The sequence below is a fragment of the Serratia sp. CY74737 genome, from assembly GCF_052166775.1.
Taxonomy (GTDB): Bacteria; Pseudomonadota; Gammaproteobacteria; order Enterobacterales; family Enterobacteriaceae; genus Serratia; species Serratia ureilytica.
Genome location: NZ_JBJNOF010000021.1, coordinates 49,905 through 67,620 on the forward strand (window position 1 = coordinate 49,905; position 17,716 = coordinate 67,620).

The 17,716-nt window shown below is 55.5% G+C and carries 16 protein-coding genes and 1 tRNA gene; 13 read left to right on the top strand and 4 right to left on the bottom strand.

The genetic code is table 11. From position 1 onward, the window contains the following. Positions 1 to 7 precede the first annotated feature (7 nt). The gene (gene nqrM / locus ACJ8PE_RS23755; protein WP_016928987.1) at positions 8 to 235 is read left to right on the top strand and encodes a (Na+)-NQR maturation NqrM; all 228 of its coding nucleotides are present in this window, start codon (positions 8 to 10) and stop codon (positions 233 to 235) included. A gap of 26 nt (positions 236 to 261) precedes the next feature. Here nqrM and ACJ8PE_RS23760 read toward each other — a convergent pair whose 3' ends face one another. After that, a complete protein-coding gene (locus ACJ8PE_RS23760) occupies positions 262 to 1,158 on the bottom strand; it encodes a glycerophosphodiester phosphodiesterase family protein (RefSeq protein ID WP_442536891.1) in 897 nt (298 codons plus the stop codon). Positions 1,159 to 1,341: 183 nt separating this feature from the next. Between ACJ8PE_RS23760 and dinB the strand changes: the two genes are divergently transcribed. Beyond that, a complete protein-coding gene (gene dinB, locus ACJ8PE_RS23765) occupies positions 1,342 to 2,403 on the top strand; it encodes a DNA polymerase IV (protein WP_442536892.1) in 1,062 nt (353 codons plus the stop codon). A gap of 42 nt (positions 2,404 to 2,445) precedes the next feature. On the opposite strand, the gene pepD is transcribed toward dinB, so the two are convergent. Next, positions 2,446 to 3,906, bottom strand: a complete 1,461-nt coding sequence (pepD, locus tag ACJ8PE_RS23770; RefSeq protein WP_197762006.1) for a beta-Ala-His dipeptidase — start codon at positions 3,904 to 3,906, stop codon at positions 2,446 to 2,448. Between the two features lie 339 nt (positions 3,907 to 4,245). On the opposite strand from pepD, the gene gpt reads away from it, so the two are divergent. From gpt to ACJ8PE_RS23800, 6 genes are all read left to right on the top strand, one after another. Then, on the top strand, positions 4,246 to 4,704 hold the full coding sequence (gpt, locus tag ACJ8PE_RS23775; protein WP_033651025.1) for a xanthine phosphoribosyltransferase: 459 nt from the start codon (positions 4,246 to 4,248) through the stop codon (positions 4,702 to 4,704). A 141-nt stretch (positions 4,705 to 4,845) separates the two neighbouring features. Next, entirely contained in the window at positions 4,846 to 6,093 is a 1,248-nt protein-coding gene (gene frsA, locus ACJ8PE_RS23780) for an esterase FrsA (RefSeq protein ID WP_197793216.1), read from the top strand. A 60-nt stretch (positions 6,094 to 6,153) separates the two neighbouring features. Next, on the top strand, positions 6,154 to 6,555 hold the full coding sequence (crl, locus tag ACJ8PE_RS23785; RefSeq protein WP_033651027.1) for a sigma factor-binding protein Crl: 402 nt from the start codon (positions 6,154 to 6,156) through the stop codon (positions 6,553 to 6,555). Positions 6,556 to 6,671: 116 nt separating this feature from the next. Continuing rightward, complete coding sequence (gene proB, locus ACJ8PE_RS23790; RefSeq protein ID WP_033651028.1) at positions 6,672 to 7,775, top strand: glutamate 5-kinase; 1,104 nt, start codon at positions 6,672 to 6,674, stop codon at positions 7,773 to 7,775. A 9-nt stretch (positions 7,776 to 7,784) separates the two neighbouring features. After that, positions 7,785 to 9,038, top strand: coding sequence for a glutamate-5-semialdehyde dehydrogenase (gene proA, locus ACJ8PE_RS23795; RefSeq protein WP_197762004.1), 1,254 nt, complete (start codon positions 7,785 to 7,787; stop codon positions 9,036 to 9,038). 187 nt (positions 9,039 to 9,225) lie between these two features. Beyond that, a tRNA-Thr gene (locus ACJ8PE_RS23800) sits at positions 9,226 to 9,301 on the top strand. 322 nt (positions 9,302 to 9,623) lie between these two features. On the opposite strand, the gene ACJ8PE_RS23805 is transcribed toward ACJ8PE_RS23800, so the two are convergent. Beyond that, on the bottom strand, positions 9,624 to 10,031 hold the full coding sequence (locus ACJ8PE_RS23805; RefSeq protein WP_197793214.1) for a helix-turn-helix domain-containing protein: 408 nt from the start codon (positions 10,029 to 10,031) through the stop codon (positions 9,624 to 9,626). A 311-nt stretch (positions 10,032 to 10,342) separates the two neighbouring features. Here ACJ8PE_RS23805 and ACJ8PE_RS23810 point away from each other — a divergent pair, with 311 nt between their 5' ends. From ACJ8PE_RS23810 to ACJ8PE_RS23830, 5 genes are all read left to right on the top strand, one after another. Next, positions 10,343 to 11,038 carry a response regulator transcription factor gene (locus ACJ8PE_RS23810; RefSeq protein ID WP_033645090.1) on the top strand — a complete coding sequence of 232 codons (696 nt, stop codon included), beginning with the start codon at positions 10,343 to 10,345 and terminating at the stop codon, positions 11,036 to 11,038. After that, complete coding sequence (locus ACJ8PE_RS23815; protein WP_197762002.1) at positions 11,035 to 12,219, top strand: sensor histidine kinase; 1,185 nt, start codon at positions 11,035 to 11,037, stop codon at positions 12,217 to 12,219. Before ACJ8PE_RS23810 ends, ACJ8PE_RS23815 begins: the two co-directional genes overlap by 4 nt. Positions 12,220 to 12,298: 79 nt before the next feature. After that, positions 12,299 to 13,420 (top strand): efflux RND transporter periplasmic adaptor subunit, encoded by a 1,122-nt coding sequence (locus ACJ8PE_RS23820; protein WP_197762000.1) that lies wholly within the window; start codon positions 12,299 to 12,301, stop codon positions 13,418 to 13,420. After that, a complete protein-coding gene (locus ACJ8PE_RS23825; RefSeq protein WP_197761998.1) occupies positions 13,420 to 16,473 on the top strand; it encodes an efflux RND transporter permease subunit in 3,054 nt (1,017 codons plus the stop codon). Before ACJ8PE_RS23820 ends, ACJ8PE_RS23825 begins: the two co-directional genes overlap by 1 nt. A 52-nt stretch (positions 16,474 to 16,525) precedes the next feature. After that, positions 16,526 to 17,167: a MarC family NAAT transporter gene (locus ACJ8PE_RS23830; protein WP_060425309.1), complete on the top strand. Its 642-nt coding sequence runs from the start codon at positions 16,526 to 16,528 to the stop codon at positions 17,165 to 17,167. A gap of 323 nt (positions 17,168 to 17,490) precedes the next feature. Here ACJ8PE_RS23830 and ACJ8PE_RS23835 read toward each other — a convergent pair. Further along, the coding region (locus ACJ8PE_RS23835; protein WP_442536893.1) for an ABC-type transport auxiliary lipoprotein family protein at positions 17,491 to 17,716 on the bottom strand (226 nt) is incomplete at its 5' end.

Here is a 17,716-nt window from a genome sequence, read left to right on the forward strand (position 1 = left end):
GGTTGCTATGTTGACGGTATTCGCCGCTACCTTCGTGTTGTTTCTGCTGATCGTCGGCGGCATGTCGCTGGGCTATGTGTTCAAACGCAAAAGCCTGCAGGGCAGCTGCGGCGGCATCACCGCATTGGGGATGGAGAAAGTCTGCGACTGCCCGGAGCCGTGCGATGCGCGCAAAAAGCGCGAAGCCAAAGCGGCGCAGCGGCGCGAGCAGTTGGAAAAGCACCGCATTCTGTAGCGAAAACCCGGCCTTGGCCGGGTTTTTTATTTCGCCTTGCGGAAGCTTTTCGCCTCGGCCGGCGAGTTGACCATCACGCCGTCGGCGCCCAGCGCCAGCGCCTGCTGATATTCCTGCGGTGAGTTGACGCCGAACAGGATGATGTGCGCCGGGCCCTGCGAGCGGAAACAGTCCATCGACTCTTTATCCCAGATCAGAAACGCCTTCGAACGCCCTTCGCCGAGGGTATATTTCTCCACCACTTCCACCTCGCGTTTCAGCTCCAGCCCGTACCAGCGCGGCTGCCGGTTATCCGGTTTGACGTCGCACTGGTGCGCCATGGTGACGTTGGCCAGCAGCGTGCGGGTCTCGTCGCGGCTTTCAAAGCGCGGGATGGCCGGCGGCAGCGCCTGCAGGTATTTGGCGTCGGTGGAGTAGACGCGGATGCGGTTCAGGCTGTCGGTGCTCTCCAGCGTCGCCAGCAGCGCCTGGCCAAACTGCGCCGGATCGGCATCCGGGGATTTGATGTCCAGATAGAAGGTGACGTGCGGAAACGCTTTAAGCACGTCGTCCAGCCGCGGAATGCCGATGCCCTGGCCGCGGAACGGGTGCGCATCCCCTCTGGCGAAGGCCCAGCCGGCGTCGGTCTCGGCCAGCTGCGCGGCGGTATAGGCAGAGACCGGGCCCTGCCGGTTGGTCAACGCTTTCAGATCCGAGGGGCGATACAGCACGATGACGCCGTCTTTGGATTCTTGCAGGGTGATCCAAATGGCGTCGGCGCCGTTTTTCAACGCCGTTTCGATAGCGATGCGGGTGTTTTCCGGCGCATCGGCGGTGCCGCCGCGGTGGGCGACGATCGCCGGCGCATGACCGGCGGCGGCGCTGGCCGCCAGCGCGCTCAGCGACAGCGCGGAAGCCAGCAGCAAATGAGAAAATCTGATCATGTAGGATACCTTGTCGTTATCGTTGTGGAGAGCCGCACGGGATGGCGGAAATCATACTATTGAAAAATTAAGCTTTTTTAACAACGCGGAAATATCTGGCGGAAACGCCGCTTTCCTCGAGCTCCGCGGCCTTGAGCTTTCGGTATCCAACTGTATACTTATACAGTGTTACTGGAGGGTGCGATGCGTAAAATCATTCATGTCGATATGGACTGCTTCTTCGCGGCGGTGGAAATGCGCGACGATCCCAGCCTGCGCGATATTCCGCTGGCGATTGGCGGCAGCGCCGATCGGCGCGGGGTGATCAGCACCGCCAACTACCCGGCGCGGCGCTATGGCGTACACAGCGCCATGTCCACGGCGATGGCGCTCAAGCTGTGCCCGCACCTCACCCTGCTGCCGGGGCGCATGGCGGCCTATAAAGAGGCTTCGCTGCACATCCGCGAAATCTTCGCCCGCTATACCCCGTTGATCGAGCCGCTGTCGCTTGATGAAGCCTATCTCGACGTGACCGACAGCCCGCAATGCAACGGTTCGGCGACGCTGATCGCCCAGGAGATCCGCCAGGCGATCGCCGACGAGCTGAACCTGACCGCGTCGGCCGGCGTCGCGCCGATCAAGTTTCTCGCCAAAATCGCCTCCGAGATGAACAAGCCGAACGGGCAATACGTGATCACGCCGGCGCAGGTGCCGGCGTTTTTGCAGCAGCTGCCGCTCAGCAAGATCCCCGGCGTCGGCAAGGTGACCGCCAAACGGCTGGAGGAAGTGGGGCTCATCACCTGCGCCGACGTGCAGCAATACGATTTGGCGCAGCTGCTCAAGCGCTTCGGCAAGTTCGGCCGGGTGCTGTGGGAGCGGTGTCAGGGCATCGATCGGCGCGAAATCTCTCCTGAGCGGCTGCGCAAATCGGTGGGGGTGGAGCGCACCTTGGCGGAAGACATTCACGACTGGGAAGATTGCGAAACGCTGATTATCGACAAACTCTATCCCGAGCTGGTGATGCGGCTGCGCAAGGTGAAGCCGGATCTGCACATCGCCCGGCAGGGCGTGAAGCTGAAGTTTCAGGATTTTCAGCAAACCACCCAGGAGCACGTCTTCCCGGTGTTGAACCGGCAGGATTTGCTGGAGGTGGCGCGGCAGGCGTGGCGCGAGCGGCGCGAAGGGCGCGGCGTGCGGCTGGTGGGGCTGCATGTGACGCTGCTCGATCCGCAGCTGGAGCGGCAGCTGGCGCTGCCTTGGGAATAAAAAAGCCGGCGAGTCGCCGGCTTTTTGCGTTAAGCGCGCGGCTTACGCGCGCTCAGGGATCGCTTTCAGCAGCGAGGTCAGCAGCTTCCAGTACAGACCGACGCTTTCGATATGCACTTGCTCATCCGGCGAGTGCGGGCCGGTGATGGTTGGCCCGATCGATACCATATCCATGTTTGGATACGGCTTTTTGAACAGACCGCATTCCAGACCGGCGTGGATCACCATGATGTTCGGCGTCTTGTTGAACAGCTCCTGATACAGCTCGCGCACCAGGTGCATCACTGGCGAGTCGGCGTCCGGCTGCCAGCCCGGGTAGCCACCCTTCGGCGCCACGTTGGCGCCGGCCAGCTGACCCAGCGCAGTCAGCATCTCGACCACGTAATCTTTGCCGCTGTCGATCAGGGAGCGGATCAGGCAGATGATTTCCGCTTCGTTTTCGCTGGTGGTGACCACGCCGACGTTCAGCGAGGTTTCCACTACGCCTTTGACCGCGTCGCTCATGCGGATCACGCCGTTCGGCGTGCCGTTCAGCAGCGCCAGGAAGCGTTGCTGGCTCTCGGCGCTCAGCGCCTGCGAAGCGCTGGTGGTCGGCTCCAGCAGCACGGTGATGTTCTTCTCTTTGGCGGAGAGTTCGTTCTGCAGCACCGCCAGGAACTCCTGGCTCAGGGTTTTCAGCGCGTCGGCCTTGTCCGCCGGCACCGCAACCACCGCGGAGGCTTCACGCGGGATGGCGTTGCGCAGGGTGCCCCCGTTCAGATCCAGCACGCGCAGGTTCAGCGCCGCCGCATGGGCGAACAGGAAGCGCGCCAGCAGCTTGTTGGCGTTGCCCAGCCCGACGTGGATCTCGGCGCCGGAGTGGCCGCCTTTCAGGCCCTTGAGCGTCAGCTTCAGGGTTTGGTAACCGGCCGGTACCGCTTCGCGCTGCAGCGGCAGGGTGGTGATGAAGTCGATACCGCCGGCGCAACCCATATAGATTTCGCCTTCCTCTTCGGAATCGGTATTGATCAGGATGTCCGCCTGCAGCCAGTTCGGCTGCAGCCCGAAGGCGCCGTCCATGCCGGCCTCTTCGGTCATGGTCAGCAGGACTTCCAGCGGGCCGTGCTCAACGCTGTCGTCGGCCAGCACCGCCAGGGCGGAGGCCATGCCGATGCCGTTATCGGCACCCAGCGTGGTGCCGCGCGCTTTCACCCACTCGCCGGCGATATAAGGCTGGATCGGATCCTTGGCGAAGTCGTGCACGGTGTCGTTATTCTTTTGCGGCACCATGTCCAGGTGCGCCTGCAGCGCCACCGGCTTGCGAGTTTCCATGCCTTTGGTGGCAGGTTTGCGCAGCAGGATATTGCCGACCTGATCGCGCTCGGCGTGCAGGTTCTTTTCTTTGGCCCAGGTGAGGATGTGCTGCGCCAGCGCTTCTTCATGATAAGAAGGGTGCGGGATAGAACAGATCTTGGCGAAAATATCCCACAGCGGCTGTGGCGAAAGCTGAGACAATTCAGACACTATAAGTCTCCTGTGACGGCAAGCTCCGACAGGACGGGCGTGCCGCGCGGTTAAGGTGAGCGGGTATCTGTGCGTCGTGGCACGATCGTCAGAGAATATCACTTTATTTCCGGCGGTGCGCGCCCCGTATTGTGCGGTTTAAGCGCTTGATCACACGGCTTCGCTGCGGGAACGCTCGTTTTTTCAGCATCAATCACCGAAAAGCCGCCCGGCGGAAATCGCGAGGTTTTCCTCGGTACAACTGGAATTCAACGCGGCCAGTCTCTATAATCTCGCGCAACCTTTTTTCCCCTGAACTATAAAGTAAGCCGCTTCACCAGCCGGCTGGGACACGATTCTATGAGCGAAAAATACGTTGTTACCTGGGATATGCTGCAAATACACGCACGCAAGCTGGCGCACCGCCTGCTGCCTGCCGACAAATGGACGGGCATCATTGCCGTCAGCCGCGGCGGCCTGGTGCCGGCGGGCCTGCTGGCGCGCGAGCTGGGCATCCGCTATGTGGATACCGTCTGCATTTCCAGCTATGACCATGACAACCAGCGCGAAATGAAAGTGCTCAAGCGCGCCGAAGGCGACGGTGAAGGCTTCATCGTGGTGGACGATCTGGTGGATACCGGCGGCACCGCGAAAGCGATCCGCGACATGTACCCGAAAGCGCATTTCGTCACCATATTCGCCAAGCCTGCGGGTCGTCCGCTGGTGGACGACTACGAAGTCGACATCCCGCAGGATACCTGGATCGAACAGCCGTGGGACATGGGCGTCAGCTTCGTTCCCCCTATCGGCGGTCGCTAAGCCCAGCCAGTTCCAAGTCAACGCCCGGTTATGCCGGGCGTTTGCGTTATCTTGGTTTATCCCGCCAGAGTTAGGTACACTACCTCCAGTTAAGTAGGCCTTTTGCGGCCTATCGCCAGATTTACGGAGGCTGTTGTTACCATGGCACAGGCCAACCTTTCTGAAATTCTTTTCAAGCCTAAATTCAAACACCCTGAAACCTCGACGCTGGTGCTGCGCGCGCGCAACCAAGTGAGCGCCGCCATGCATTCCGCATTGGAAGGCGACACCACCGGCAACTGGTACCGCATGCTGAATCCGCTGCTGTGGGCCTGGCGCGGCGTCAGCCCGATCGAAATCCACGAAGTGCTGGCGCGCATCGCCGCCTCGGACGCCGAGCGCAGCAATCCGCAGCGGCTGGATACCGTGGTGGGCTACCGCAACGGCAACTGGATCTACGAGTGGATCCATCAGGGCATGCAGTGGCAGCAGCGGGCGGCGGAACAGCAGGATCCGCTGCTCGGCGGCGAGTACTGGCTGAAGGCCGCGAGCCTGTACAGCATCGCCGGTTACCCGCACCTGAAGGGCGACGAGCTGGCTGAACAGGCGGAGATGCTCGCCAACCGCGCTTATGAAGAGGCGGCGCTGCTGTTGCCGTATCAGCTGAAAGAGCTGGAGTTCCGCATCGAAGGCGGCGGCTGCGTCACCGGTTTCCTGCACATGCCCGAGAAGGGCGAAGCGCCGTTCCCGACGGTGCTGATGTGCGGCAGCCTTGACACGCTGCAGACCGACTACCACCGCCTGTTCCGCGATTACCTGGCGCCGCACGGCATCGCCATGCTGACGCTCGACATGCCGTCGATCGGCTCCTCCTGCAAATGGAAGCTGACGCAGGACTCCAGCTACCTGCACCAACAGGTGCTGATCCAGCTGGCCTCGGTGCCGTGGGTGGACCATCAGCGGGTGAGCGCCTTTGGCTTCCGCTTCGGCGCCAACGTGGCGGTGCGATTGGCCTACCTGGAGCCGCAGCGGCTGCGCGGCGTGGCCTGCCTGGGGCCGGTGGTGCATCGCCTGCTGTGTGACAGCAGCACCCAGCTGAACGTGCCGGACATGTATATGGACGTGCTGGCCAGCCGCATGGGCATGGCTAACGCCTCGGACAACGTGCTGAAGGTGGAACTGAACAGCTACTCGCTGAAAATGCAGGGGCTGCTGGGGCGCCGCTGCCCGACGCCGATGATCTCCGGCTACTGGGAGCGCGATACGCTCAGCCCGAAAGAGGAGTCGCAGCTGATCGTCACCTCCTCGGTGAGCGGCAAGCTGGTCGCCATCCCGCGTACCCCGGTTTACGACAGCTTCCATCGGGCGCTGCTGCAGATGTCCGGCTGGCTGAAGGACAAAATGCGTTAATTAGTTGCTAAATTTTAACAGTTTGTTAAAAAGAGTGGTCTACATTGAGGAGGTTAGAGAATGACGTTACCGAGTGGTCACCCTAAAAGCCGACTAATGAAACGTTTTGCCAGCTTGGGGCCGTACCTGCGTGAAGGGCAATGTGAGAACGACCGGTTTTTCTTTGATTGTTTGGCCGTCTGCGTCAATGTAAAGCCCGCTCCGGAGAAGCGTGAGTTCTGGGGCTGGTGGATGGAGCTGCAGGCGGAAGAGGCGCGCTTCACCTATTCGTACCAATTCGGCCTGTTCGACAAGGAAGGCAACTGGACGACGCAAAACATTAAGGATGATGAAGTGAACGCCAAACTGGAAGACACCCTGCGCGACTTCCATCGCCGCCTGGGCGAACTGCTGGCGACCATGGAACTGGGGCTGGAACCCGCCGATGATTTCAAAGAAAAACTGATCAAACTCTCCGCCTGACCCCGTTTGACCACGTATTGTGCTGATTTCGCGTTGTGCCTGTTGGCATAACGCGTCTCTCCTGTTACAAAGACCTTTGCACTCTTCTTCTCATCATTATACACGGCAGAAATACTATGAACGGCAGCCAGACATTGGTTGTGAAATTGGGCACCAGCGTGTTGACCGGCGGATCGCTGCGTCTGAACCGCGCCCACATCGTCGAATTGGTGCGCCAGTGCGCGCAGCAACACGCCGCGGGCCACCGCATCGTCATCGTCACCTCCGGCGCCATCGCCGCCGGGCGCGAGCACCTGGGCTATCCCGAGCTGCCCGCCACCATCGCCTCCAAGCAGCTGCTGGCGGCGGTGGGGCAGAGCCGGCTGATCCAGCTGTGGGAACAGCTGTTCTCCATTTACGGCATCCACGTCGGGCAGATGCTGCTGACGCGCGCCGATCTGGAAGACCGCGAGCGCTTCCTCAACGCGCGCGACACCATGACGGCGCTGCTGGACAACCGCATCGTGCCGGTAATCAATGAGAACGACGCTGTCGCCACCGCCGAAATCAAGGTGGGCGACAACGATAACCTGTCGGCGCTGGCGGCCATTCTGGCCGGGGCCGACAAACTGCTGCTGCTGACCGATCAGCAGGGCCTCTACACCGCCGATCCGCGCAACAACCCGCAGGCCGAACTGATCCGTGAAGTGCACGGCATCGACGACGCGCTGCGCGCCATCGCCGGCGACAGCGTCTCCGGTCTGGGCACCGGCGGCATGGGCACCAAGCTGCAGGCGGCCGACGTGGCCTGCCGCGCCGGCATCGACGTGGTGATCGCCGCGGGCAGCAAGCCGGGCGTGGTGGCGGACGTGATCGAAGGCAAACCGGTGGGCACCCGTTTCCACGCGCTGGAAACCCCGCTGGAAAACCGCAAGCGCTGGATCTTCGGCGCGCCGCCGGCCGGTGAGATCACCGTCGATGACGGTGCGGTGGAAGCGATGATGGCGCGCGGCAGCTCGCTGCTGCCGAAAGGCATCCGCGAAGTGAAGGGCGACTTCTCGCGCGGCGAAGTGATCCGCATCCGCAACCAGGCGGGGCGCGATCTGGCGCACGGCGTTAGCCGCTACAACAGCGACGCGATGCGTATGATCGCCGGGCACCACTCGCAGGAAATCAGCGAAATCCTCGGTTACGAATACGGTCCGGTGGCAGTGCACCGCGACGATATGATTGTCAGTTAAGGAGTGAGCATGCTGGAGCAGATGGGGAAGGCCGCCAAGCAGGCCTCCTGGCAGCTGGCGGTGCTGAGCACGGCGAAGAAGAATCAGGTGCTGTCGGTGATGGCCGACAGGCTGGAAGCCAACAGCGAAGCGATCCTGCTGGCGAACGAACAAGACATGGCGCAGGCGCGCGCCACCGGCATGAGCGAAGCGCTGCTCGATCGCCTGTTGCTGACCCCGGCGCGGCTGGCGGCGATCGCCAACGACGTGCGCCAGGTATGCCGCCTGAACGATCCGGTCGGCCACGTGCTGGACGGCAACCTGCTGGACAGCGGGCTGAAGCTGGAGCGCCGCCGGGTGCCGCTCGGTGTGATCGGCGTGATTTACGAGGCGCGGCCGAACGTCACCATCGACGTCGCCAGCCTGTGCCTGAAAACCGGCAACGCGGTGATCCTGCGCGGCGGTAAAGAGACGCACAACACCAACCAGGCGACGGTGAAAGTGATCCAGCAGGCGCTGGAACAGTGCGGCCTGCCGGCGGCGGCGGTGCAGGCGATCGACAGCCCGGATCGCGCGCTGGTGAACGAACTTCTGCGCCTGGATCGCTATGTCGACATGCTGATCCCGCGCGGCGGCGCCGGCCTGCACAAGCTGTGCCGCGAGCAATCGACCATCCCGGTGATCACCGGCGGCATCGGCGTGTGCCATACCTACGTGGATGCCGACGTCGACTTCGACAAGGCGCTGACGGTGATTGAAAACGCCAAGATCCAGCGCCCGAGCGCCTGTAACTCGCTGGAGACGCTGCTGGTGAACCGCAGCATTGCCGCCGAGTTCCTGCCGGCGCTGAGCGCCAAAATGGCGGCGGCGGGCGTGACGCTGCACGCGGCGGAAAACGCGCTGCCGCTGCTGCAGGGCGGCCCGGCGACGGTGGTGCCGGTGAACGAGGAAGATTACGACGATGAATGGCTGTCGTTGGATCTGAACGTGCTGCTGGTGGACGATATCGATCAGGCCATCGACCACATCCGCACCCACGGCACCAACCACTCCGACGCGATCCTCACCCGCTCGCTGAGCAGCGCCGAGCACTTCGTACGCGCGGTGGACTCCTCGGCGGTGTACGTCAACGCCAGCACCCGCTTCACCGACGGCGGCCAGTTCGGCCTGGGCGCGGAAGTGGCGGTGAGCACCCAGAAACTGCACGCCCGCGGCCCGATGGGGCTGGACGCGCTGACCACCTACAAGTGGATCGGCTACGGCGACGATCTGGTGCGCAGCTAAGGCCGGATTGCGGTCATAAAGACGTCAGGGCGCAGCATGCTGCGCCCTGATTGTTTTTGGAAGCGGGAAGCGCGGTGGCGTGATTGCTTGCAAAACAACCAAACGCCCCGGCGGCTATTGACTCATTTCGCGCGCAGGTCTACCTTGTTCAACGCACTTCCGGCTTGCCCCGCAGGCCCGGCTCGATGCCGATATAGCTCAGTTGGTAGAGCAGCGCATTCGTAATGCGAAGGTCGTAGGTTCGACTCCTATTATCGGCACCATTTCAATATCCCAGACATTCGAGAAAGCAAAAGAATTCTAAAAGACAGTCGCATTACAATGTATTTGAGAAAGCCACCGGTTGGGACTAAGCGAATAAGATCGCGTTTGGCTGGCGACAGAAAACGTCGTTGATTGTATAATCAAGGAAAGTTATTCATTGGCCTGGATATTGCTAATTTATTGAACTGATTGTTCGGAAAAAGGTATTCTAAATAAAAGCAATGGGTTGTTTGGCCTTTTGTCATAAACATGCGCTAATTAATCATATCCTATTTTTCTTCATCGCTGACAACATGTTGTAACTTCGTTACGCCCTCGATTTTATTTCCCATTGTTTGTGAATTTTACAAGCACTGTTTTCGCCGATATCCAAATGTCCTCACGTGGCTTATTCATTTTGCGAAACATCGTAGGGGAAACGCCATAGTGGTTTTTAAAGATGCGACAAAAAGCCTGCTGTTCCAGATAACCATATTCAAGTGCAATATCTATGATCTTCCTGTCTGTAGATAAAATCATTTTCGCCGCCTCTGTCATTTTCCTTGATCTGATGTAAGACTTCATCGATATGCCGGCCAAAACGCAGAACTTACGTTGAACATACCATCTGGAATATCCAGTTTTATCAATCAGGTTGATGATGTTTACCGGTTGCCTGAGATGCATTTCCAACAGATTGATAACGCTATTAATAAATATTCTGGACTGTTCAACTTTGCTCATTTCCATTACATCGGCTCCCGATATCTTCACCTGTTGGCGCTATTGAAATCTCGATTATTGCTTAACTTTGTCAAGATGTTATCAATTTCTGTTACTTTATTTTCGGGTTAATGCTGTTCCATAGATAACTATTTGAATTTTAATGTTATTGCTTCGTGTTTTTTGTCAGGCTGATTTTGAATGAAGTCGTGCTGACTTTATTTTTAATCGCCTGATATGTACTATCTTCGTTTTTTGTTTATTCTTTAAATAAAAAAGTGCTAAACTTTATTATATTGTTTTTACTTGGTTAGCGTGACTGAATAGCAGGTTAATATATGGAAGAAAAAAGAATTTTAATCATCGAGGACGATATGCATGCTGCAGAAGTCTTGGAAGCTTATCTAAAAAGAGAGTGCTTTGCCGTTGCTAAGGTAGGCGATGGTGTTAAAGGGCTTGAGATGGTTTTTTCCTGGCAACCTGACTTGGTTTTATTAGACGTCATGCTGCCGGGAATAAATGGCAATGAAATATTGGCACGTGTGCGTAGAAAGAGTGATGTGCCGGTCATCATGGTGACGGCAATCGGCGAGATTCAGGATAAGATCTCCTCGTTGAGGCACGGCGTTGATGATTACATCGTGAAACCCTATAACCCGGGAGAGGTCGTTGCTCGGGTTCATGCTGTGCTGAGAAGAGCGACTGCATTAAATATAAAATCCGAGCTTATTATTTGTGGCCCGGTACAACTTGACGAAGAGGCGATGCTGGTTCACGTCTGCCCCGCCGAAAACATTAAAATAGCAGTGGATCTCACACCGACTGAATTTTTATTGTTATCTGTGCTAATGCGTGCGCCAAAAAGAGCGTTTTCCCGTCAAACATTGTTAAATATGTGTTTGCCGGAAAGTGATGCATTTGAGCGGGTTGTCGATACGCATATTTATAATTTGCGCAAAAAGCTCAATTCGGTAGGGGTGGATGATGTACTGCTGACCGTTAGAGCGATGGGCTACAGGTATTGGAATAAATGAATAAGAAAAGCAAAAGAATTTCGCTTTGGAAGTGGATTTGTGTGAGGGTAATTTCTCAATCTGTCGGGGTGATTGTTATTATTGCACTCTGTATGTGGTTGCGCTATGCCATTTATAGCACCTGGGTTCTATATCATGAAATGCCGGTGGATGTCCGAAAGGAATTCCTGCACTTACTTAATAATCCCAATGAAGATCTGTACAGGTTTTATAGCCTTTTTCACTATTGGTATGGCATTGACTTTGCTAATCCGTCGATTACGTCGGGGGATTGGATTATGCTGGCTATTTTGGTGGTTGTCGCCATACCTCTCATGGTCTTACTGGGGCTCTATATGTCGCGGCCGTTGGCGAAGCAATTTTCCTACCTGGTCGTTGCCGCGAGAAAAGTCGCCGAGGGGGATTTCTCTGTGCAAGCAAAATTAGAAGAGAAAGCGCCGGAAGAACTTCTTACTCTAACTCACGATTTCAATGAGATGACCAAAAAACTAACTTATTATGAAGGGGAGTTGCGTGCTTCTCATATCGCTATGGCGCATGAGCTACGCTCGCCGTTGACGGCTTCAATCGCACGTCTTCAGGGAATTATGGATGGCGTTTTTGAGCCGGACAAGCAGCAGTTAAATCTGGTCATGCAGCCCTTGACCAGCCTAAATCGCCTTATTGATGATCTTCAAACGCTGTCCTTGTCGCAAGCCGGGGCGTTATCATTAGAAAAATACCACGTTAATTTGTGCGAGTTGATTCAGGAGCGTTTGCAATGGCTAAAGGCTGAGGTTTCTCAGGAAGATTTCACGATTGAATTTGAATGTCCTGCTCCCGTATTCGTCTACGCCGATCCGTTCCGAATTGGGCAAGTTGTTACGATTCTCATAAAAAATGCAATGCGCTACGCGCATTCCGGCAAGAAACTCACCATCACCGTTAATCATTTTAATAATGAGGTTGTCGTCGGTTTTCGCGATTATGGGCCGGGCGTCAGTGAAGCCTTTTTGCCCTTGATGTTCGAACGTTTTTCTCGAGAGGAGAGCTCGCGGTCGAGAAATCTGGGGGGCAGTGGTCTTGGGCTTTCTATCGCCATGGCGATAAGCCGGGAGCACGACGGTAGTCTTAGTGCTCAGAATCATCCTGACGGTGGGATGCTATTTCTACTCATTCTTCCAATGAAAATAGAGTCTTGATGGTTTCTTGAAAAAACATGGACTAAATCTACACATAAAAAAGGTTTAATTCTTCGACAGACTATCAGGAGAATGTCTTATGTCAGTAGGTTTGTTCAGGTTAATAAGTGCGGTCAAGAGCGTGTTCTCACTTCAATATTGGAAACTGTTTATTATTCCCCTGTTCGTTTTTTTGGCGGGATGTGATGATAAAGCAAAGACACAGGAGGTGCCTACACGTTCCGTACGAACGCTTGTCGTCGATAATCCGGTTGGCGGAGTTTTGATAAAGCATACCGGAGAAATTCGCCCCCATGAGGAGTCTCAGCTCTCGTTTCGTATTGACGGCCGGCTCCTCAGCCGGCCAGTCGATGTGGGGGACAAATTAAAGGCGGGGCAAACGATCGCGACGTTGGAGCCCAGAAATAACGAGAATCAAGTGCGTAGTGCGCAAGCAGAACTGGCTGGAGCAGTTTCTGCAGAACGCTTGGCTGCTCTTAATTTCAAAAGGTTACAATCATTGATCAAAACCGGCGCTATCGCGCAGGCTCAGGTTGATGAGGCTAAGGTCAATCTTGAAGTCGCTGCGGCAAAACGCGTCTCTGCTCAATCGAATTTGAAAATCGCTCAGGAGCAATTGGGTTACACCCGTCTGGTTGCGCCGTCGGATGGCGTAGTGACTTCGGTTAACCTGAACCCTGGCCAAACTGTCAGTGCAGGGCAGGGGGTCATTACGCTCTCACTCAATGAGGGCGTGGATGCCGTATTTGACGTTCCAGAAGCGATTTTGTACAGCAATCTGTCCGATAATAAAGTCAAGATTGCGCTGCTTTCCGATCCTTCCGTCGTGACTGAGGGTGTGATCCGAGATGTGAATCCACAGGCGGATAAGCAGACGCGGACCTGGCGCGTCAGAGTCTCGTTGCCGAACCCTCCAGAGAAAATGGCTTTGGGCGCGACGGTGCAGGGAAGTATCGTGATCCCGGGTCAGGCTGCGTTTGTTATGCCGGCGTCTGCGATGACCCGTGATGGCGCGGATCCTGCCGTTTTAATTGTTCAACCGGATACATCGACCTTGGTGTTGCGCAAAGTTAACGTTATTCGCTATAGCTCCGAGGACGTGTTTATTGCTGATGGCCTCAAACCTGGCGACAAGGTGGTGATCGCCGGCGTGAGCAAGTTACGGTCTGGGGAGAAAGTGAGTTTGGAGGATAAATTCTGATGAATGCCTCTGAACCCGAGAAATTTAACCTGTCTGCCTGGGCGCTTGCCAATCAGCAACTGGTTGCCTTTTTTATGTTGGTTCTCACCATTGCCGGGGTGATGAGCTATTACAACTTGCCGCGTAATGAAGATCCGGCGTTTACCATTAAAACGGCGGTGGTTTCCGCGAGTTGGCCTGGGGCCTCTGTGGAGGATACCGTCAATTTCGTAACCGATCCGTTGGAGAAGAAACTTCAGGAAGTTCCTTACCTTGATTATTTGGAGAGTTACAGCCGGCCCGGCGAGTCGGTTATTTTTATCTATCTGCGTGATAATACGCCGCCGGAGAAAGTGAAAGAACTGTGGTATACGGTCAGGAAAAAAATCAAGGACGTTTCCCCTCAGCTTCCTGCCGGCGTCAGTTCACCTGCCGTCAACGATGAATTTGATGATACCTACGGCACCATCTATGGCTTTACGCGTGAAGGATTCAGCGAGCGCGAACTGCGCGATCTGGTTGATAAAGTTCGCACGGACGTCTTAACGCTGCCAGACGTCGGGAAAGTGAACCTGCTGGGCGTAAAAGAAGAGCAGGTCATCTTATCATTCTCACCGCAGAAAATTGCGGGCATGGGGCTGACGCTCGACCAAATCAAGAACGCCATCAGCGCGCAAAACGCCGTGACTCCGGCGGGAGAAATCAGAACCGACAAAGATAAAGTCATGTTGAGAGTCAGCGGCGCTTTCGCATCGGAAGAAAGCCTCAAACAGCTGACACTGCATATTCAGGATAAATTCGTTCCTCTGACGGATATTGCGACTATCTCTCGCGAGGCGGTCGATCCGCCGACGCCGGCCTTCAGAGTTAACGGGGAGTCGGCGATTGGCCTGGCCATCTCCATGGCTCCGACAGGCAATATGCTGGATTTCGGCAAAGCGCTTAACGAAAAGATGGATGATATCTCCAGCCGCTTGCCTGCGGGTATCAACGTGCTGAAAGTGGCCGATCAGTCGACGGTGGTGCATGACGCGGTGGGGAGCTTTATGAAAGTGCTCCTTGAGGCGGTTGTCATTGTGTTGGCTGTGTCTTTCTTGTCATTAGGCACTCGTGCCGGGTTAGTGGTTGCAGCATCCATTCCGCTGGTGCTGGCCATGACGTTTATCGGCATGGAAATTGCTGGTATAGGCATACAGCGCATCTCACTCGGCGCATTAATTATTGCGCTGGGGTTGCTGGTCGATGATGCCATGATCACGGTAGAGATCATGATGTCGCGCCTGGAGAAAGGAGACCCTGTCAAAAAGGCGGCGACAAAAGCCTGGACGACGACGGCTTTCCCGATGCTGACCGGCACATTGGTCATGATCGCCGGTTTTATCCCGGTCGGTTTCGCAACGTCGAGTGCGGGGGAGTACTGTTATTCTCTGTTCATGGTGGTGCTGATTTCACTTATCAACTCCTGGATTGTTGCCGTACTTTTTTCACCGCTGATAGGCGTGTGGCTTTTACCTAAGGTGATGAAGGAACACGCCCACGGTAAAGGTAAAGTCATGCAAAAGTACGAAAGTGCATTGCGATATATCCTTAAGCGTCGAGGGATGACCGGCATCGTGGCGGTTCTGTTGCTGGCCATGGCTTTTATCGGCTCCTCGCACATGGAAGAGGAGTTCTTTCCCGCTTCTGACAGGCCGGAGTTACTTGTCAGTCTGACTTTGCCGAGAAATGCCGTGCAGGAAGATACGGCGAGGGAAGCCATTCGCTTGGAGGAAATCCTCAAGAAGGATCCCGATATTGATCATTTTACGACGTACGTTGGATCGGGGGCCGTGCGGTTTTATTTGCCGATGGACCTGTTGCTTGATAACGAAAATATCGCTCAATTGGTCGTGGTCACCAAGGGACTTGAAGAGCGTGACGCGGTGAAGTCCAGGCTTGAAAAAATTCTGCAAAAAGATTTCGGCCATCTTGTTACGCGTGCTTCGCCGTTGGAGCTGGGGCCCCCGGTAGGTTGGCCGTTGAAATATCGCGTTTCCGGCCCGGATCTGACCAAAATCCGTGAGATATCCATGGAGTTGGCGGGTAAATTCGGCAACAACCCACAGACAAGAGAGGTCAACCTTACTGCGGGAGAACCGCAACGAGAACTCTATATAACGCTTAATCAGACGGAAGCGAGGGCCTTGGGATTAAGCTCTCAGGATGTCGCCAGCGCTCTTGCTGAAATGTATTCGGGGTCCGCTGTAACGACGATCAGAGACAGAAATCGTCAGGTTAACGTGGTGCTGCGGGCTTCGGAAAATACGCGGAGAGACATTGAAACCGTCGCGGATTTGCAATTAACGACGGCCGATGGGCGCGTTGTGCCATTAAAGCAGATCGCAACGATAGGCTATACGTTGGCCGAACCTATTCAGTGGCGGCGGCAACGAGAGCCTTTCATTACGGTGCAAACGGATATTGCGCCAGGGCTGAATGCGTCCGGCGTATCCAAGAGTTTGGCGCCTGTTGTCGATGAATTACGCAAAAGTCTGCCACCGGGATATCACATTACCGAGGGGGGAAGCGTCATTGAAGCCATGAAAGGCAACCGTTCAGTATTCGCCGTTCTACCTGTGACCTTATTGGTGATGCTGATCTTGCTGATGGTGCAGTTGCGTAGTTTCTCACGCATGATGCTGGCGCTGTTGATTGCCCCCTTCGGTTTGATTGGCGTTGTCGCTGCCATGTTACCCACCGGAACACCGATGGGGTTTGTCGCGATTCTTGGCGTGATTGCGTTGGCGGGGATGATTATCCGCAATGCCGTGATCCTTATTGAAGAAGTGGAAATAAACAGAGCACAAGGCGCAGATAATACTGAGGCGATCGTCGAAGCGTCACTGCATCGTTCCAGACCGATACTCTTGACGGCTTGTGCAGCAATATTAGGGATGATACCTATCGCGCATCAGGTATTTTGGGGGCCTATGGCCTATGCCATTATTGGTGGGCTATTCGTTGCCACCTTATTTACCCTGACGGTATTGCCGGCTGCCATCAGCGCTGTTCTGCAATGGGAGAAGTCTCGATAGAACTTACCCCCGGAGATAGCTCCGGGGGGACACTTTAAAAGGAGGTGGAAAGATGTTTGAGTTATTTAAACTTATTGGGCTAGGGTTGGTTTTATTACTGCCGCTGGTAAACCCATTGACTACTGTAGCCCTTTTCCTTGGGCTGTCAGGCGACATGTCTGAACAAGAAAAAAAGAAGCAGTCAGCTATGGCGGCTTTCTATGTCTTTGTGATTATGATGGTTGCATGGTATGCCGGTAAGGCTGTTATTAATACCTTTGGCATATCTATTCCGGGATTACGAATTGCAGGTGGAATGATCGTTGCCTTTATTGGGTTTAACATGCTGTTTCCGCAGGATGTGAACAAGCCTCAAAGCGGCGAGAAGGGGAAAACCAAAAATATAGCATTTATCCCCTTGGCAATGCCCAGTACGGCAGGCCCGGGTACCATTGCTATGTTGATCAGTGCCGCGTCGACATTCAGCGCTGAAACATCGCATCTGGATTTGTGGGTCGCCTATACCGCGCCCCCCTTGATTGCGATAGCCATTTCTCTGATTTTATGGGTGTCTCTGCGGGCGTCACTGGGTGTTATGAAGCTTGTAGGAACATCGGGAATCGATGCTATTTCCAGGGTGATGGGATTCCTGCTGGTCTGTATGGGGGTTCAGTTTGTTATAAATGGCGTCGTTGAACTCGTCACAATACAATAAACGTGAGCGCTTCAGTTTCTGATATGCATGAGGTTGCGCATATCAGACGAGAATAATATCTAAAACCTTATATCTATATCAGTTCTGATAATGCTCTGATGCTCTTGGCTGCCATAACGCTTTTTTTTTGCATGGACAACGCTGTGAGCGCCGGCGGTAATGACTGTCGTCATGCTGTTATTTTTTATCAAAAAGTTCCCAAGTAAGGTGGGAACTTTTTTTACTTTTTCTTTTATTCTGGTACGTCGTCAACAGGCTTAATCCTGAATCTGATCCCATCACCATAAGCCGTCACCGGTGCATTATGGCTGTTGATTGCCATTTCAGGGGGACAACACCTTGGCGATAGCCTGGGCTTCCTGCTGCCAGCCCTGCGCCAGCGTGCGCACCAGGGCATCATAGCCGTCTTCACCCTGTTTCAGCTCCAGGTTGAAAGGCCGTTTGATCAAACGCCCCTGGCGGTTCAGCACCCACTCGCCGCGAATGATCGCTTTCCCGTCAAAGCGGCCGTGGAAGCCGCTGATGGTCACGTTCAGCACATCCTGATCG

Bases quoted from the DNA above. Each gene is read 5' to 3' on its own strand.
- nqrM (WP_016928987.1), top strand. From the start codon at position 8: ATGTTGACGGTATTCGCCGCTACCTTCGTGTTGTTTCTGCTGATCGTC.
- ACJ8PE_RS23760 (WP_442536891.1), bottom strand. From the start codon at position 1,158: ATGATCAGATTTTCTCATTTGCTGCTGGCTTCCGCGCTGTCGCTGAGC.
- dinB (WP_442536892.1), top strand. From the start codon at position 1,342: ATGCGTAAAATCATTCATGTCGATATGGACTGCTTCTTCGCGGCGGTG.
- gpt (WP_033651025.1), top strand. From the start codon at position 4,246: ATGAGCGAAAAATACGTTGTTACCTGGGATATGCTGCAAATACACGCA.
- frsA (WP_197793216.1), top strand. From the start codon at position 4,846: ATGGCACAGGCCAACCTTTCTGAAATTCTTTTCAAGCCTAAATTCAAA.
- crl (WP_033651027.1), top strand. From the start codon at position 6,154: ATGACGTTACCGAGTGGTCACCCTAAAAGCCGACTAATGAAACGTTTT.
- proB (WP_033651028.1), top strand. From the start codon at position 6,672: ATGAACGGCAGCCAGACATTGGTTGTGAAATTGGGCACCAGCGTGTTG.
- proA (WP_197762004.1), top strand. From the start codon at position 7,785: ATGCTGGAGCAGATGGGGAAGGCCGCCAAGCAGGCCTCCTGGCAGCTG.
- ACJ8PE_RS23805 (WP_197793214.1), bottom strand. From the start codon at position 10,031: ATGGAAATGAGCAAAGTTGAACAGTCCAGAATATTTATTAATAGCGTT.
- ACJ8PE_RS23810 (WP_033645090.1), top strand. From the start codon at position 10,343: ATGGAAGAAAAAAGAATTTTAATCATCGAGGACGATATGCATGCTGCA.
- ACJ8PE_RS23815 (WP_197762002.1), top strand. From the start codon at position 11,035: ATGAATAAGAAAAGCAAAAGAATTTCGCTTTGGAAGTGGATTTGTGTG.
- ACJ8PE_RS23820 (WP_197762000.1), top strand. From the start codon at position 12,299: ATGTCAGTAGGTTTGTTCAGGTTAATAAGTGCGGTCAAGAGCGTGTTC.
- ACJ8PE_RS23825 (WP_197761998.1), top strand. From the start codon at position 13,420: ATGAATGCCTCTGAACCCGAGAAATTTAACCTGTCTGCCTGGGCGCTT.
- ACJ8PE_RS23830 (WP_060425309.1), top strand. From the start codon at position 16,526: ATGTTTGAGTTATTTAAACTTATTGGGCTAGGGTTGGTTTTATTACTG.